Annotated in this window: 12 protein-coding genes; 8 read left to right on the top strand and 4 right to left on the bottom strand. The window is 67.2% G+C overall.

What is annotated here, in order from left to right; genetic code table 11:
- Positions 1-19 precede the first annotated feature (19 nt).
- Complete coding sequence (locus tag I8J34_RS13520; RefSeq protein ID WP_214362128.1) at positions 20-1,930, top strand: DUF1631 family protein; 1,911 nt, start codon at positions 20-22, stop codon at positions 1,928-1,930.
- 194 nt (positions 1,931-2,124) lie between these two features.
- On the opposite strand, the gene I8J34_RS13515 is transcribed toward I8J34_RS13520, so the two are convergent.
- A complete protein-coding gene (locus I8J34_RS13515; RefSeq protein ID WP_214362127.1) occupies positions 2,125-2,655 on the bottom strand; it encodes a Fur family transcriptional regulator in 531 nt (176 codons plus the stop codon).
- Between the two features lie 131 nt (positions 2,656-2,786).
- Between I8J34_RS13515 and I8J34_RS13510 the strand changes: the two genes are divergently transcribed.
- The 5 genes from I8J34_RS13510 (at position 2,787) to I8J34_RS13490 (ending at position 9,311) form a co-directional block, all read left to right on the top strand.
- Positions 2,787-3,431, top strand: a complete 645-nt coding sequence (locus I8J34_RS13510) for a DUF1826 domain-containing protein (protein WP_214362125.1) — start codon at positions 2,787-2,789, stop codon at positions 3,429-3,431.
- Between the two features lie 139 nt (positions 3,432-3,570).
- Positions 3,571-4,275 carry an ABC transporter ATP-binding protein gene (locus I8J34_RS13505; protein ID WP_214362123.1) on the top strand — a complete coding sequence of 235 codons (705 nt, stop codon included), beginning with the start codon at positions 3,571-3,573 and terminating at the stop codon, positions 4,273-4,275.
- A complete protein-coding gene (locus I8J34_RS13500) occupies positions 4,275-5,669 on the top strand; it encodes an ABC transporter permease subunit (RefSeq protein ID WP_214362122.1) in 1,395 nt (464 codons plus the stop codon). The genes I8J34_RS13505 and I8J34_RS13500 overlap by 1 nt, the downstream gene beginning before the upstream one ends.
- 10 nt (positions 5,670-5,679) lie before the next feature.
- The gene (locus I8J34_RS13495; protein ID WP_214362120.1) at positions 5,680-7,146 is read left to right on the top strand and encodes a DUF3526 domain-containing protein; all 1,467 of its coding nucleotides are present in this window, start codon (positions 5,680-5,682) and stop codon (positions 7,144-7,146) included.
- Positions 7,147-7,178: 32 nt separating this feature from the next.
- The gene (locus tag I8J34_RS13490; protein ID WP_214362118.1) at positions 7,179-9,311 is read left to right on the top strand and encodes a TonB-dependent receptor; all 2,133 of its coding nucleotides are present in this window, start codon (positions 7,179-7,181) and stop codon (positions 9,309-9,311) included.
- 140 nt (positions 9,312-9,451) lie between these two features.
- Here I8J34_RS13490 and I8J34_RS13485 read toward each other — a convergent pair whose 3' ends face one another.
- Together I8J34_RS13485 and I8J34_RS13480 are read right to left on the bottom strand one after the other, a co-directional pair.
- A complete protein-coding gene (locus I8J34_RS13485; protein ID WP_214362117.1) occupies positions 9,452-10,966 on the bottom strand; it encodes a helicase HerA-like domain-containing protein in 1,515 nt (504 codons plus the stop codon).
- Positions 10,967-11,075: 109 nt separating this feature from the next.
- Complete coding sequence (locus I8J34_RS13480; RefSeq protein WP_214362115.1) at positions 11,076-11,675, bottom strand: hypothetical protein; 600 nt, start codon at positions 11,673-11,675, stop codon at positions 11,076-11,078.
- Positions 11,676-11,822: 147 nt separating this feature from the next.
- On the opposite strand from I8J34_RS13480, the gene I8J34_RS13475 reads away from it, so the two are divergent.
- Complete coding sequence (locus tag I8J34_RS13475) at positions 11,823-12,548, top strand: YebC/PmpR family DNA-binding transcriptional regulator (protein ID WP_214362114.1); 726 nt, start codon at positions 11,823-11,825, stop codon at positions 12,546-12,548.
- A 146-nt stretch (positions 12,549-12,694) separates the two neighbouring features.
- Here the strand turns inward: I8J34_RS13475 and I8J34_RS13470 are convergent, their stop codons facing one another.
- Positions 12,695-13,159, bottom strand: coding sequence for a hypothetical protein (locus I8J34_RS13470; protein WP_214362112.1), 465 nt, complete (start codon positions 13,157-13,159; stop codon positions 12,695-12,697).
- Between I8J34_RS13470 and I8J34_RS13465 the strand changes: the two genes are divergently transcribed.
- Positions 13,128-14,258 carry a branched-chain amino acid ABC transporter substrate-binding protein gene (locus tag I8J34_RS13465; protein ID WP_214362111.1) on the top strand — a complete coding sequence of 377 codons (1,131 nt, stop codon included), beginning with the start codon at positions 13,128-13,130 and terminating at the stop codon, positions 14,256-14,258. The two genes, I8J34_RS13470 and I8J34_RS13465, sit on opposite strands and share 32 nt — an antisense overlap.
- Positions 14,259-14,377: the final 119 nt, after the last annotated feature.

Below are 14,377 nucleotides of genomic sequence, written 5' to 3'. Positions count from 1 at the left end.
TCGTTCGCCAATGCCCATCATGTCGACAATCGCCACATCCGCCGTCGCCGACTGCAGACGCCATCTGCTCAACATGCTCGACACCGTCTTGCGCGAACTCGGCTTTCGCGACGACGCCTGGGTCGCGCACGCGCTCGACGCCGCCGGACAGCGCTATGACGAGCTGACCGGCGTGCGCGACCGCCGGGGTTTCGATGCAGTGCGCAGCCTGACCGCCTCGCGCATCAGCCTGATCCACGAGGACGACCTGGCCTACACCATCGACCTCTCCGATCTGGCCCGCCGCCTGCGCGAGGCCTGCGCCCCGTCGCTGGTGCGGGTGCATCTGCGGCTGCTCACCGTGTTGGGCCAATCGGATCTCGAACCCGAGATGTCGCCACTGGCCCCCGAAACGGCCTGCGAAGCGCTACGCGCCCTCGCCGATGCGGCCGATCTGTCGGCGGAGGCGCGCGAGCGGCTGCTGGTGCGCGCCGAACAACCGCTGCGCCAAGCGCTCACCGGCCTTTACGCGACACTCGACACCCTGCTCGCCGCCGCCGGAGTCACCCCCCCGCCGCCACGCCCCAGCACTGCCGCCACGCCCCCCCGGCGTACCGGCGGATCGAACGATGGCGGCGGCCTGGGCAGCCTGCGCCACAGCCTTGCGGGCCCGACCGCCACACCGACGGCATCGGCACCCGCCGTCGATCCGCGCCGGCTGGCCGAGGCCATCGAGCGCCTCGAAGCGAGGCTCGTCGGCACCACGCCGGGCGACGCCCACGAACTGCGGCTCGGGCTGCGGGAAATCGCCGGCCTGCTGACGCCCGACCGGGCCCTGGCGATCGAGATCGTCGACGCCTTGTTCCAGGTGATCGCCGACGACACCGCCGTGCCCCCGGATTTGCGCCAGCACCTGGCCGCCCTGCACACGCCGACCCTGCGCCGGGCCTTGCGTCACCCCGATCTGCTCGACGATTCCGACAGCCCCTTGCTCAAACTGCTCGAATCGACTCTCCGGCTCGGCTGCGCACTGCCCGCCAACCGGCACGGCACGCTGCTGCCGCGCATCGGCGCCGCACTCGACGAGCTGGCCGCGGCCCCGGATCTGGACGACGCGCAATGCGGTCGCGCGCAAGCCACGATCGACCTCATGCAGGCCGAGCTGACCAACCTCTTTGCCGAACAGCTGGCGCGCTACGCGGCGGCGGCGGCACGGGCCGAACGCAAGGAAATCGCCTTGCAAAGCGCCTCCAACGCCATCAACGCGATGATGCTGGCCGAGACCCACCCGGTCTTGCTGACCCTGCTCGAACGCTACTGGGTGCAGGCCCTGGCGCAAGCCGCCCAGCACCGCGACCGGGACGACCGGCTATGGCGCGCTCGGCTCGACACCGCCAACCGCCTGATCCACAGCGCCCCCAGCCAGACCGACCCAGCCACCCGAGCCAGCCTGCTCAAATCCCTGCCCGCCCTGGTCGGCGAGCTGCGCAGCGGTCTCACTCAACTCGGCCTCGACGAAGACACCATCACACGCGCACTGGCCCCGTGCATGGAGTTGCACTCAGCCGTCATGCGCGGCGCCACCCTGCCCAAGATCCGTCACACCCCCACCCACCGTCCCGCCGCGCTGCGCACCACGCCCGAAGGGCTGCTGCTCCTGCAACACCACGGGCATGTGGGCCGCACACCGGGCCTGCCCGCCGCTTGGTCCGCCTGCACCGAGGGCGACCGCATCGCGCTCTCCCTGCCGGACGGCAGCATCTTCGAAGGCGTTCTCGCGGGTCGAACGCCGCTCGGCCAGATGCGCTTGTTGCTTGCCCCCGCCGACGGCCACGTCCTCGCCGTCAGCCTGCGCGCCCTCGCCACCGCCAACCAGCTCACCCTCGGCCGGCCGAACCTCTCCCGGCGCGCGGCCGAACACCTGCGCGCGAGCCGGGCCGGCGCGGCCTGAGGGTTCGGGGGAAGGCACCGCAGACGCGGCGCGTTGGGCGGTACCGCACGGGGCTATATCCTCGGCCGGGACTGCCGCTGAACGGTCCATGCTCGGACACGGGCCACTGACCAACGCCCGCCAGTCAACGCCTTGACATGGCTGTCGCCGGCACGGCGGCGGCCTCCGAAATCTGTCAAACGGTCTGTGCGGATCTACTGGCCCGGGATGTCACCTGCGCCGGGACGACCCGACGGCACACCATCCTCCCCGTCGACACCGCTCGCCAAACGACACATCGGGCAGACCGAGGAAATTTCGACCTCATGGCAATCGAGTGCGTGGCCTGCCTGGGCAATGCTTTGCGCCAGGGCTTGCATGAGCGCCGGATCGTGAAGTTCGCTGACCTTTCCGCAGCGCGGGCAGACCAGGAACAGGCCGGGGACGCGATGCGATTCATGGCGACAGGCCACGAACTGGTTGATCCGTTCGATCTTGTGGACGAGGCCCTGTTCGATCAGGAAGTCCAGTGCCCGGTAGACGGTGGGCGGGGTGGCGTTGCGCCGGATCTGTTTGATCCTCGCGAGCAGATCATAGGCCTTCAGGCCGTTCTCGTTGTGTAGGAGCAAGTCCAGAACGTCGCGGCGAATCGGCGTGAGCCGCGCCCCCCGCGCCTCGCAGCTTGCGGCCGCGCGGTTCAGAAAGGCTTCGCTCCCGTCGGCGGCGCTGAGGCACTTGGTGGTCATGCCGGCAATTTTAAGGGGCTTGCTTGGAATGCACAAATGTAATGTTATAACATTGCATTCACGCATTCCTTCTCTGACACCCGTTTGATCACGGCCGCGGCGCGCGGCCCGACGATCCCGGACACTCCCCGATGAACGCTCCTCTTCCTCTTGACACCACGACATGCGCCGGCATCACGAGCGATGCCCTGGGGCTGACCTGCATTTTCGAGCCGGAGATACAACTCGCCCAGTGGCGAAGAGCCCCGGATGCCGAGATTGCCGGCTGGCTCGAAACGCATGCCGACCGGCTCGGTCCCGGTCTGCGCCAGACCCTGTCGCCGGGCCAGCGCCCCGACCTCGGCCAGTTCCCCGCAGGGGCCGGGCGCGATGCGCTGGCCGAGGATCTGGCGCTGCTTGCCGAGATGCTTGGCGAACTGCTCGACGCGCCCACCATCGGGCTGCGCCTGGAGCAGATCCGACGGCCGATGTGTCCGCGCCTGCACGTTGACCGTGTCGGCATCCGAATGCTGTGCACCTACCGCGGCCCGGGAACCGAATGGGTCGAGGAGCACCTGGTCGACCGCCGCTTCCTCGGTGCCGGCGCTGGCGGCCGCCCGGACGAGACGTCCGGGCTGTTGCCACCGGGTCACCGCATCGAAACCGTCCCGCCCTTCGCCGTCGCCCTGCTCAAGGGCAGCCTGTGGCAAGGCAACGCCGGGCGCGGCATCGTTCATCGCTCGCCGGCGGTACCGAATCCGCCTCGGGTGCTGGCCACCTTCGATGCCGGATGGTAGGGCGCCCCTACCCTCGGCGCGTTCCTGCCCCTTCGCCAGGTCGAACGCATAGCGGCGCGCAAGGCAGCGTCCTTGCGCACACCGCCTCCCCCTCTCCTTCTTCCATCGCCGATCGGCAACAGTGAGGAACCTGCCCGCCATGCTCGAAGCCATCGCAGTCAGCAAGCAGTTCAACGAAAAGAAAGCGGTCGACACGGTCAGTCTCCGTGTCGCGCCCGGCGACATCTACTGCCTGCTCGGCGCCAACGGTGCCGGCAAGACGACCTTGATCAACCTCTTCCTCAACTTCCACCCGCCAACGACCGGCGAGTTGCGCATCAACGGGAAGGACGTCGTCCGGCATGCCCAAGAGGTCAAGCGCGACCTCGCCTACATCCCTGAGCAGGTCATGCTCTACGGCGTGCTCTCCGGCCTGGAGAATCTGGCCTATTTCGCCGAGCTCGGCACCGGCGAGCGCCAGCCTCTCGAGCGCCTGCTCGGCCTGCTGCACGACGTCGGCCTGGCGCAGGACGCGGCACTGCACCGTGTGTCCACCTACTCCAAGGGCATGCGACAGAAGGTCGGCATCGCCATCGCGGTCGCCAAGAACGCCAAGGCGTTGCTGCTCGACGAGCCGACCTCCGGTCTCGATCCGAAGGCCGCCAACGAGTTCTCGCTGCTGCTGCGCCGGGCCGCCGGCGAGGGCTGCGCCGTGCTGACGACAACCCACGACCTGTTCCACGCCAAACAGACCGCCTCACGCATCGGAATCATGCGCCAGGGGCGGCTGGTGGCCGAAATGGCCGCCGCCGATGTGAGCCATGGTGAGCTCGAAACGCTTTACCTCGACTACATGAGTGCCTGATGAAGACCCTGCTCATTGCCCGACGGGAATACGTGGAGTGCCTGCGCGATGGCCGCCTGCTGTGGGCCGGTGGCCTGACGGTGCTGTTGCTGCTGGCGGCGCTTGCCGTGGGCTGGCAGAACCGTGTGGCGGTCGAGAGCGAACGCACCGCCGCCCAGCAACTCGATTACCAGGACTGGCTCGCCCAGGCCGAGCGCCATCCGCACGATGCCGCACACCAGGGGATGCATGTCTTCAAGCCGCTGCCGCCGCTGGCGATCGTGGATCCGGGGATCACCCCCTACGTCGGCTCGACGCTCTGGCTGCAGGCGCACCGGCAGAGCGAGGTGAAGTTCCGGCCCGCGCAGGATGCCACCGGCCTGCAGCGCTTCGGCAATCTGTCGATGGCCTGGGTGCTGCAGATCCTCGGCCCACTGTTGGTCATCGTGCTCGGCTTCAATGCGATCGCCGGTGAACGCGAGCAGGGCACGCTGCGCCAGTTGATGAGCCTGGGCGTGCGTCCGCGCCAGCTTCTGGCCGGCAAGGCACTGTCCTTGGCCGCCAGCCTGGGCACCCTGCTGCTGCCGCTCGCCGTTGCGGCGGCGGGCTTCGTCGCCGCCGGCACGCCGCCGGAAGCGCGGGGAGATACCTGGCTCCGCGTGCTCGCCTTGCTGCTCACCTATGCGCTGTATTTCTCGACGATGATCTTTCTCGTTCTCGCGGTGTCGGGGTGGGCGAAGACCTCGCGGATCGCGCTGGTCACGCTGCTGGCGATATGGATTGCCGGCGCCACCTTGATGCCGCGCGCCGCCTCCGATCTGGCGCGCGAATGGCATCCGAGCCCGACACGGGTCGAGTTCAACCGCAACCTGGACGACGATCTCTCCGCCGAGCATGCGCGCGCGTGGCAGTCGCATTTCGGTGTCGACAAGCGCTGGGGCGCCGACCTGCCGCTCAACCGTTGGGGCGAGGCACTGCAGGTCGACGACCAGGCCGGCTATACGGTGCTCGATCGCCACTTCGGCAAGCTCTGGAACGCCTTCGCCGATCAGCAGCGGATGCAGGAGTGGGGCGGTGTGCTCGTGCCGCTGCTCGCCGTCCGTGCGCTGTCGATGGCCGTGGCCGGCACCGACTTCGCCCACCACCGCGATTTTTCGGTGGCCGCCGAGCAGCAGCGACGGACCATGCAGGACCTGATCAGTCACGACCTCATCCACCATGCCGATCCGCTCGGCCACCAGCATTTTTCCTACAAGGCCGGTCCTGAATTCTGGGCGACCGTGCCGCCATTCACCTATGCCGCGCCGCCGCTCGGTTTCGCGCTGCGCGAGAGCTGGCGCGCGCAGCTTGCCCTGATCGCCGCCTGCCTGCTGGCCGGCGTGCTGGCGCTGGTGGCCATGCCACGGCGCGCTTGAGGAGCGGATGATGAACGAGATACGCACATTCCTGCTGGTGGTGCGGCACGAAAGCCGGGTGCTCGTCGCCGACCGCAGCCTGGTCGCCGTGATGGTGCTGACCGCGATTCTGGTGCTGCTCGGCTTGTACAACGGCCTCGACGCATCGCAGCAGCGTGAGCAGACGATCGCGGCCCTGCTCGTCAAGCAGGATGAGACCCGGGTGAACAATGTCGCCCGCCTGCGGCGGATCATGGCCGGCGAGGAGGCGCCCGAGCCCTTCTCGAACCCGGCCAACCCGGCCCTGGTCGGGGGCGGGCAGGGGGCGCAACTGGCCGTCATGCCCAGCCTGCCGCTGGCGCCGCTGGCCTTCGGGCAGTCCGACCTGTTGCCCGATCACTACCGGGTGAGCTACCGCAACAAGGCGACGTTCATGTACGACGCCGAGATCGAAAATCCGTGGAGCCTCCTCTCCGGCCGCTTCGATCTCGCCTTCGTGCTGGTCTACCTGCTGCCGCTGATGATCTGCGCGATGAGCTACAACCTGCTCTCGGCCGAGCGCGAGCAGGGCATCCTGAAACTGCTGATGTCGCAGCCGCTGTCGCTGAGCGCGCTGGTACTGGGCAAGACGGTCGTGCGCCTGCTGCCCTTGCTCGCGATTGCGACGCTGCTGCCGGCGGCGGTATTGCTCGCGCTCCGCCCCGACGTCCGTGCGCCCGATCAGCTCGCCCTGCTTGCCGGCTGGAGCCTTCTGACCACTGCGTATGCCCTGTTCTGGTTTGCGTTGGCGGCCGCCGCCAACCTCTTCGGGCGCTCGTCGGCGACCAACGCGATCGTGCTGATCGCCGCCTGGGTCGGCCTCGTTCTGGTGGCGCCGGTGCTGCTCAACGTCCTGGTCGCCGCACTCAGCCCGGCGCCGTCGCGGATCGCACTGGCCACCGAGACACGGCTGGTCACCATCCAGGGGCTCAACCGCTACAACGAACTGCTCAGCACCGACTACCGCTACACCGACAAACCGGAACTGCTGCTGCCGCAGCAGGGGCGTTTCGACGTGCCGGCGCGGCTGCGTGCCTTCTATCTGATCCACCGCGACGTCGATCACGAGATCGAGGGCGTGCTCGCCGCGTTCGACCGGCAGCTCGCCGGCCAGCAGGCGCTGGTCGACCGCCTGGGCTGGCTGTCGCCGGCGGTCATCTTCCACGAGGCCTTGGCGTCGCTGGCCGGGACCGGTGCGCGCCGGCACCAGCATTTCAAGCGGCAGATCGATGACTTCCACCGTGAGTGGCGGGCCTATTTCGAACCGCGGGTTCAGTCCGGCACGGCGATCCAGGCGGCGGACTACTCGACGATGCCCAAATTCGTCTGGCAGGAGGCGCCGCGCGCTGAGACGGTGCGCGACCTGGCGCTGCGCCTGCTGCAGATTTTCCTGCCGGTCGCCGTGCTGAGCGGTCTGGCGCTCCGTCGCCTGCGCCGCTTTTCGGTGGTACCGACATAGTCGTTCAACTTGACCATAAGGATCTCCTACGAATGAGACAGTCTGGGCAGACGTTGTCCCCCCTGCAGCTGGCCGTGCTCGGTGCACTCGGCAGCCTGCCGACGGCGCCGGTCGGCGCCGAAGAAGCCGCGAAACTACCGGCCGTCGTCGTCAGCGACAGCCCCGACCGACGGACCCTACCGCTCGATCTGCCGGCCGACACCGCCACCCGCCTCGGCGTGCCGATCAAGGAAGTCCCGGCGAGCATCGAGGTCATCGGCCAGCAGACCATCCAGGAACGGGGTGACCGCACCGTGCTGGAGGCGACGAGCAAAGCCACCGGCTTCTCGGGCGGTTTCTCGGGCGGCACGCCGAGCACCTTCTCGGTGCGCGGCTTCCATACCAATGGGGTCGCCTGGCTCTACAACGGCGTCCGCGTGCCGGGCGGCTCGTCGATGTCGGCGCGCAGCCTCGATGCCGCCAACTTCGACCGTATCGAGGTGCTGCGCGGTCCGGCCTCGGTGCTGCACGGCGAGGGCGCGATCGGCGCCACCGTCAACCTGGTGTCGCGCATGCCGAGCTTCGCGGCGCAGCCGATCGAGGTGGACTACGCCTATTCGAGCTTCAACGCCCATCGCTTCCATACCGGGACCGGCGGCGCGATCAAGGACGGCGTTGCCGCCTATCGGGTCGACCTGTCCGCCAATCACTACGGCACCAACATCGACGACGAGCGCCAAGCGCTGGACCGCTTCACCGGCTCGCTGCTGTTCAAGCTGAGCGACCACCTGAACCTGACCTTCGAGCTCGACACCATGAAGGACGATGCCGACAACGCCTACTGGGGCACGCCGCTGGTCAACGGCAAGCTGTCGAAATCGCTGCGCGACGAGAACTACAACAAACTCGGCGACGACCGCATGTCGGCGGACACCACCTGGTGGCGCGCCAATCTCGAATGGCTGCCCGGTGGCGCCTGGGAAGTGCGCAACCAGCTCTACCACTACGATTCCTTCCGCGACTGGCGGAACGTCGAGAACTACCGCTTCAACACCGGCGGCACGGTGACCCGCAACTCCTGGGGCGCGCTCGACCATGACCACCAGTTGCTCGGCAACCGGCTCGAAGCCCTGCACAAGGGCAAGATCGGCGGTCTCGACAACCGCTTCGTGATCGGCGCCGACATCAATCGCACCGATTTCAAGACCAAGCGCAACGGATTCGGCGGGCCATCGCAGACGGTGGATGCCCACAACCCGCCCAGCACGGTTTTCCAGGGACCGGGCAGCCAACTTGCCCGCGACGTGGCGATCGACCAGTGGTCGATCTTCGTCGAGGACCAGTTGTCGCTGACGCGCGATCTGAAGCTGGTCGGCGGCTACCGGCATGACCACTTCGAGACGCGCTGGATCTACTACGATCAGGCCGGCGCACCGCGCGAGAAGAAATCGCATGCGTTCAATTCCTGGCGTCTGGGTGTCGTGTACGACATGACCCCGGGGCTGACGCTCTACGGCTCCTACGCGACGGCAGTCGAGCCCGGCGGCACGCTGCTGCTGCTCAACCGCAACCAGAGCCAACTCGATCTGACGACGGCGACACAGGCGGAGATCGGACTCAAGCAGAGCTTCTGGGGCAACCGCGCCGAATGGACCGCGGCCGTCTACGACATCGTCAAGAAGAACGTCTTCGTGCCCGATCCGGCGATGCCGACCAACCGGCTGGCCGTCGGCCAGCAGTCGTCACAGGGCATCGAGCTGAGCCTGGGCGTACGGCCGAACGCGCACTGGCAGCTCGACGCCAACATCGCCACCGTGCATGCGCGCTACGACGACTACACGACCGGCAATCCGCCGGTCTCGCGCGACGGCAACACACCGCCGTTCGTTCCCGAGTGGGTCGCCAATCTCGGCGTGCGCTATTCGCCGGTGGCGCAATGGACCTTCGGTGCCTGGGCACGACATGTCGCCGCCGTCTATATGGACGATGCCAACACGACGAAGCTGCCGTCGTACACGACGCTGGATCTGTCGGTCGACCACAAGCTCGGCAAGCAGACCGAGCTCGGTTTCCGCATCCGCAACGCGACCGACGAACTGTATGCCCACTGGGGCTACAACGGCACCAGCCAGGCGCTGATCGCCGATCCGCGGACCTACGAACTCTCGGTCAGGATGCGCTTCTGATACGAGCCGAGGCACGGCGTTCGAACGGGCCGGCCGCCGACCTTGGAAGCACAGGTCGGCCGGCGGCCCGGTTTGTTGTTGGCGGCCGGCCCGGCGGGCTCGCCCGCCGGCGGTGAGGGCGCGGGGAAAGCGCCGCGGCGCTAGCGGCGCCGGGTGCTGCCGCCGAGGATGGAGCCGAGCACGCCGCGAATGATGGCGCGGCCGACCTGGGTGCCGATGCTGCGCGCGGCGCTCTTGGCGGCGGACTCGATGATGCCGTCGGAGCGGCTCGAACGCCCGCCGAACATGCCGCCGAGCATACCGCCCAAACCGCCGAGCAGGCCGCCATCGTCGGCGGCCGGGGCGCTGGCAGGGGCCTCGGCCACCGCGGTCTCCTGGCCGAAACCGGCCTGGAGTTTTTCGTAGGCCGACTCGCGGTCGAGGACTTTTTCGTAGTGCCCGTAGAGCAGCGAGCCACGGATGGCCTGCTGGCATTCGGCGGTGTCCATCGGACCGAGGCGCGAGCCGGGGGCGATGACGAAGCAGCGCTCGGTGATGTTGGGCCGGCCCTTTTCGTCGAGGAAGGAAATCAACGCCTCGCCCACGCCCAGTTCGGTGATCGCTTCGGCGGCATCGAAGGCGGGGTTGGCGCGCATGGTGTCGGCGGCGGTCTTGACCGCTTTCTGGTCGCGCGGGGTGAAGGCGCGCAACGCATGCTGGACACGGTTGCCGAGCTGCCCGAGGACCGAGTCGGGGACGTCGAGCGGGTTCTGCGTCACGAAATAGACGCCGACGCCCTTGGAGCGGATCAGGCGCACCACCTGCTCGACCTTTTCGAGCAGGGCCTTGGGGGCGTCATTGAACAGCAGGTGGGCTTCGTCGAAGAAGAACACCAGTTTGGGCTTGTCGGGGTCGCCGACCTCGGGCAGTTGCTCGAACAGCTCGGCCAGCAGCCACAGCAGGAAGGTGGAGTAGAGCTTGGGGTTGTTGTAGAGCGTGCCGGCGGCCAGCACGTTGATGACGCCCCGCCCGGCCGCGTCGGTCTGCATCAGGTCATGGATATCGAGCATCGGCTCGCCGAAGAAGACGTCGCCGCCTTGCTCTTCGATGCCCAACAAGCCGCGCTGGATGGCGCCGATGGAGGCGGTGGAGACATTGCCGTACTGCGTCTTGATGGTCTTGGCGTTGTCGCCGACGAACTGCACCATGGCGCGCAGGTCTTTGAGGTCGAGCAGCAGCAGGCCGTTGTCGTCGGCCACCTTGAAGACGATCTGCAGCACGCCGGCCTGGGTGTCGTTGAGGCCCAGCAGGCGCGCGAGCAGCAGCGGGCCCATGTCGGAGACGGTGGCGCGCACCGGATGGCCGGACTGGCCGAACACATCCCAGAAGACCGCGGTGTTCTTGACCGGCTCGAAGCTGTCGATGCCGATGGCGTTGAGCCGCTTCATCAGCTTGTCGGAGGCGGTGCCGGCGGCGCCGATGCCGGACAAGTCACCTTTCACGTCAGCCAGGAACACCGGCACACCGATGCTGGCGAAGGACTCGGCCAGGCGCTGCAGGGTGACGGTCTTGCCGGTGCCGGTGGCGCCGGTGATCAGGCCGTGGCGGTTGGCCAGGCGCGGCAGCAGACACACGTCGCGGCCGTCGGCCTTGGCGATGACGAGCGGTTCGGTCATGGGTGGCGTCCAGAGCGGGAGGAGATGCGTAGTCTAGCCGAGCCGGGCGCCCGTCCGACAGGGGAGGGCGCCGGCACGGAGCGCCACGACACGCGCTGTGACACCGGCGCTAGCGGGCGCAGTCTGCCTGGCAACGGTCGTAGGCGCGTTGGCAGCTGTCGCTGCGGCCGCAGTGGAACAGGCGGTCGCCGCAGCGGTGCACGCAGCGGTTCCAGGCCGGATCGCTGGGCGGTATGGCGCGGCGCACCTGGCAGGCGGTGAGATCGAAGCCGCGCGCCGGGCCCGGCACCCGTGCCCATTGCTCGGGCGACAGCACCAGCGACGATTGCAACCGGACCACGTCTTCTCCCGACACCAGCATGCCCGAGCGTTGCAAGGTGGCCAGCCCCTCGCAGTCGGCGCGACGGGCAGCGTCGGCAGACGGCGTGTCGCGCACGATGCCCAGGCTGTGGCGGGCGCATTCGTGCGCATAGAAAAAGGCGCGCACGGCGTCGGACACCTCCGGCAGGGCGCGCGGGTTGTAGACGATGAGCGGGCCGGAGGCACTCATCTGTGTGGTGACCAGCGTCGGGGCCTCGGTATCGAGCCGGCTGGGCACGGCACGGCCGGCGCTGTCGGTGCAGCCGCGGAAGGTCAGGTCCTGGGCGCTCGCCGGCACGGCGAAGAACACCAGCCCGCACAGGGCCAGCAAGGAAAACAAGGACTTCATGGGGCTCCTCTCGATCCGGTCGTCATGCGCATGCGTGCAATCTAGCAGAGTCGCCGGTGCTTGTGCGGGGAGAGGGGTCGGCATCCTCGGGCGGGTAGGTATAATGGCGGTTTTCCGAACAGCACGATTGCAGGAGTCGAGGGCGCTATGGCGGGTCATTCCAAATGGGCCAATATCCAGCACCGCAAAGGCCGTCAAGATGCCAAGCGGGGCAAGGTCTTCACCAAACTGATCAAGGAAGTCACCGTGGCCGCCAAGATGGGCGGCGGCGATCCGGCCTCCAACCCGCGCCTGCGCCTGGCCATCGACAAGGCGCGTGCCGAGTCCATGCCCAAGGACAACATCGAGAACGCGATCAAGCGCGGCACCGGCCAGCTCGAAGGCGTCAACTATGAAGAGTCGCGCTACGAGGGCTACGGCATCGGCGGTGCGGCGGTGATCGTCGATTGCCTCACCGACAACAAGGTGCGTACCGTGGCCGACGTGCGCCACGCCTTCAGCAAGTACGGCGGCAACCTGGGCACCGACGGCTGCGTGGCCTTCCAGTTCGATCACTGCGGCCAGCTGATGTTCGCCCCCGGCACCGACGAGGATGCGCTCATGGAGGCCGCCCTCGAGGCCGGCGCCGAGGACGTGATCGCCAACGACGACGGCTCCATCGAGGTGATCACCGGGCCGGCCGAGTTCAGCGCCGTCAAGGACGCGCTCGACGCTGCCGGCTTCAAAGCCGAATTCGGCGAAGTCACCATGAAACCGCAGAACGAAACCGAGCTGTCGGGCGACGACGCGGCCAAGATGCAGCGCCTGCTCGATGCACTGGACAGCCTGGACGATGTGCAGGAGGTCTACACCAGCGCCGTGTTCGGCGACTGAGCCGGACCGCCGGCATGCCCTCAAAAAACCGCCAGCCTGCTGGCGGTTTTTTTCTTTCCGCCCCGGTCACGATGCACCACGACAACCCGCAAGGGCCCGCCAGCCGGGGAAATCCGGGCCGCAGCGGACACAGAACGGCGGGCGTATTAGGGAAATCCCGTACTCGGCCTTTTTGCTGCACCGCATTCACTGCATTCTTGGTTGATCACAGCCCCCATCCCTTGAGAACAATACCTTTTCAGGAAATATTTCCAGAAAATATCGCTCCGCCAAAGAACGATCCTGCCGGGATATTGCGCTGCGCCATACCATCGGCACCCGAACCCGTCGGAATTCAGGCAAAAATTTTTCTTTCGCTCCGGGATTTTTTGCAGAATAAGCACACCTTTGCCTTTGCGCCTTTCGTACCATTCGCCCACCCCGTCAGAAGGGTGGGTGAGGACAAAGATCAAAGTCCAGTCACCTGGTCGCGGCGATCCCGCCACCAGACGGCCAAGCGCCACACCGGCCGGTTCATTTCGATCCGGGCGGAATCGGAACCACCCAAACTCACCAAGAGTCAGCTGGAGGAATCGAGACATGAAGAAAACCGGTATCGCAATCGCGATCATGGGCCTGGGCTTCGGCCTGTTGAGTAACGGCGTCAGCGCCGCAGACATGGTCGTCAAGCTCGGCCACGTCGGCCCGCTTACCGGCAGCATCTCCCACTTGGGCAAGGACAACGAAAACGGTGCCCTGCTGGCCGTCGAGGAATACAACGCCAAGGGTGTGACCATCGGTGGCAAGAAGGTCAAGTTCGAGCTGGTCGGCGAAGACGACCAGGCCGACCCGCGCACCGGCACCACCGTGGCCCAGCGTCTGGTCGACGCCGAAGTGGTCGGCGTGGTCGGCCACCTCAACTCCGGCACCACCATCCCGGCCTCGCGCATCTACAACCAGGCCGGCATCCCGATGATCTCCCCGTCGGCCACCAACCCCAAGCTGACCCAGCAGAACTACGCCGGCGTGTTCCGCACCATCGCCAACGACGTGCAGCAGGGTAGCGCCATCGGCAAGTTCGCCACTGGTGCCCTGGGTGCCAAGAGCATCGCCATCATCGACGACCGCACCGCCTACGGCCAGGGTCTGGCCGACGAGGTGGAGAAGGCGGCCAAGGCCTCCGGCGGCAAGGTGGTCGCACGCGAATTCACCACCGACAAGGCCACCGACTTCATGGCCATCCTCACCAAGATCAAGGCCCAGAACCCGGACGTGATCTTCTTTGGCGGCATGGACGCCCAGGGCGGCCCGATGCTGCGCCAGCTCAAGCAGCTGGGCATCAACGCCAAGTTCATCACCGGCGACGGCGGCTGCACCGGCGAGATCATCAAGCTGGCCGGCGACGCGCTGGGCTCGACCTCCTACTGCACCCAGGCCGGCCTGCCGCTGGACAAGATGCCGGGCGGCAAGGACTTCAAGGAGCGCTACAAGAAACGCTTCAACCTCGACGTGCAGATCTACGCGCCCTACGCCTATGACGCCGCGGCCGCGATGATCGAAGCCATGAAGGCGGCCGACTCGACCGCACCGGCCAAGTATCTGCCGGCGCTGAAGAAAATCAACTTCCAGGGCGTGACCGGCAATGTCGCCTTCGACGACAAGGGCGACATCAAGGAAGGCGCCATCACGGTGTACCAGTTCAAGGACGGCGGCTGGAATCCGGTCAACTAAGCTGAACTGACATAGAACGTGGGCTCGCCCACACGCCCGGGGGCTGCGATCGGCAGTGGTTGCGGCCCCCGGCATTTTCGGCCCTGCCTCTGCTTGCCATGGGGGGCTCGGACCGCACA

The organism is Denitromonas iodatirespirans (assembly GCF_018524365.1).
GTDB classification, from domain to species: domain Bacteria; phylum Pseudomonadota; class Gammaproteobacteria; order Burkholderiales; family Rhodocyclaceae; genus Nitrogeniibacter; species Nitrogeniibacter iodatirespirans.
Note: the sequence above shows the minus strand (reverse complement) of the source record. Positions and strands in the feature narration are given on the sequence as shown.

Bases quoted from the DNA above. Each gene is read 5' to 3' on its own strand.
- I8J34_RS13520 (WP_214362128.1), top strand. From the start codon at position 20: ATGTCGACAATCGCCACATCCGCCGTCGCCGACTGCAGACGCCATCTG.
- I8J34_RS13515 (WP_214362127.1), bottom strand. From the start codon at position 2,655: ATGACCACCAAGTGCCTCAGCGCCGCCGACGGGAGCGAAGCCTTTCTG.
- I8J34_RS13510 (WP_214362125.1), top strand. From the start codon at position 2,787: ATGAACGCTCCTCTTCCTCTTGACACCACGACATGCGCCGGCATCACG.
- I8J34_RS13505 (WP_214362123.1), top strand. From the start codon at position 3,571: ATGCTCGAAGCCATCGCAGTCAGCAAGCAGTTCAACGAAAAGAAAGCG.
- I8J34_RS13500 (WP_214362122.1), top strand. From the start codon at position 4,275: ATGAAGACCCTGCTCATTGCCCGACGGGAATACGTGGAGTGCCTGCGC.
- I8J34_RS13495 (WP_214362120.1), top strand. From the start codon at position 5,680: ATGAACGAGATACGCACATTCCTGCTGGTGGTGCGGCACGAAAGCCGG.
- I8J34_RS13490 (WP_214362118.1), top strand. From the start codon at position 7,179: ATGAGACAGTCTGGGCAGACGTTGTCCCCCCTGCAGCTGGCCGTGCTC.
- I8J34_RS13485 (WP_214362117.1), bottom strand. From the start codon at position 10,966: ATGACCGAACCGCTCGTCATCGCCAAGGCCGACGGCCGCGACGTGTGT.
- I8J34_RS13480 (WP_214362115.1), bottom strand. From the start codon at position 11,675: ATGAAGTCCTTGTTTTCCTTGCTGGCCCTGTGCGGGCTGGTGTTCTTC.
- I8J34_RS13475 (WP_214362114.1), top strand. From the start codon at position 11,823: ATGGCGGGTCATTCCAAATGGGCCAATATCCAGCACCGCAAAGGCCGT.
- I8J34_RS13465 (WP_214362111.1), top strand. From the start codon at position 13,128: ATGAAGAAAACCGGTATCGCAATCGCGATCATGGGCCTGGGCTTCGGC.
- I8J34_RS13470 (WP_214362112.1), bottom strand. From the start codon at position 13,159: ATGATCGCGATTGCGATACCGGTTTTCTTCATGTCTCGATTCCTCCAG.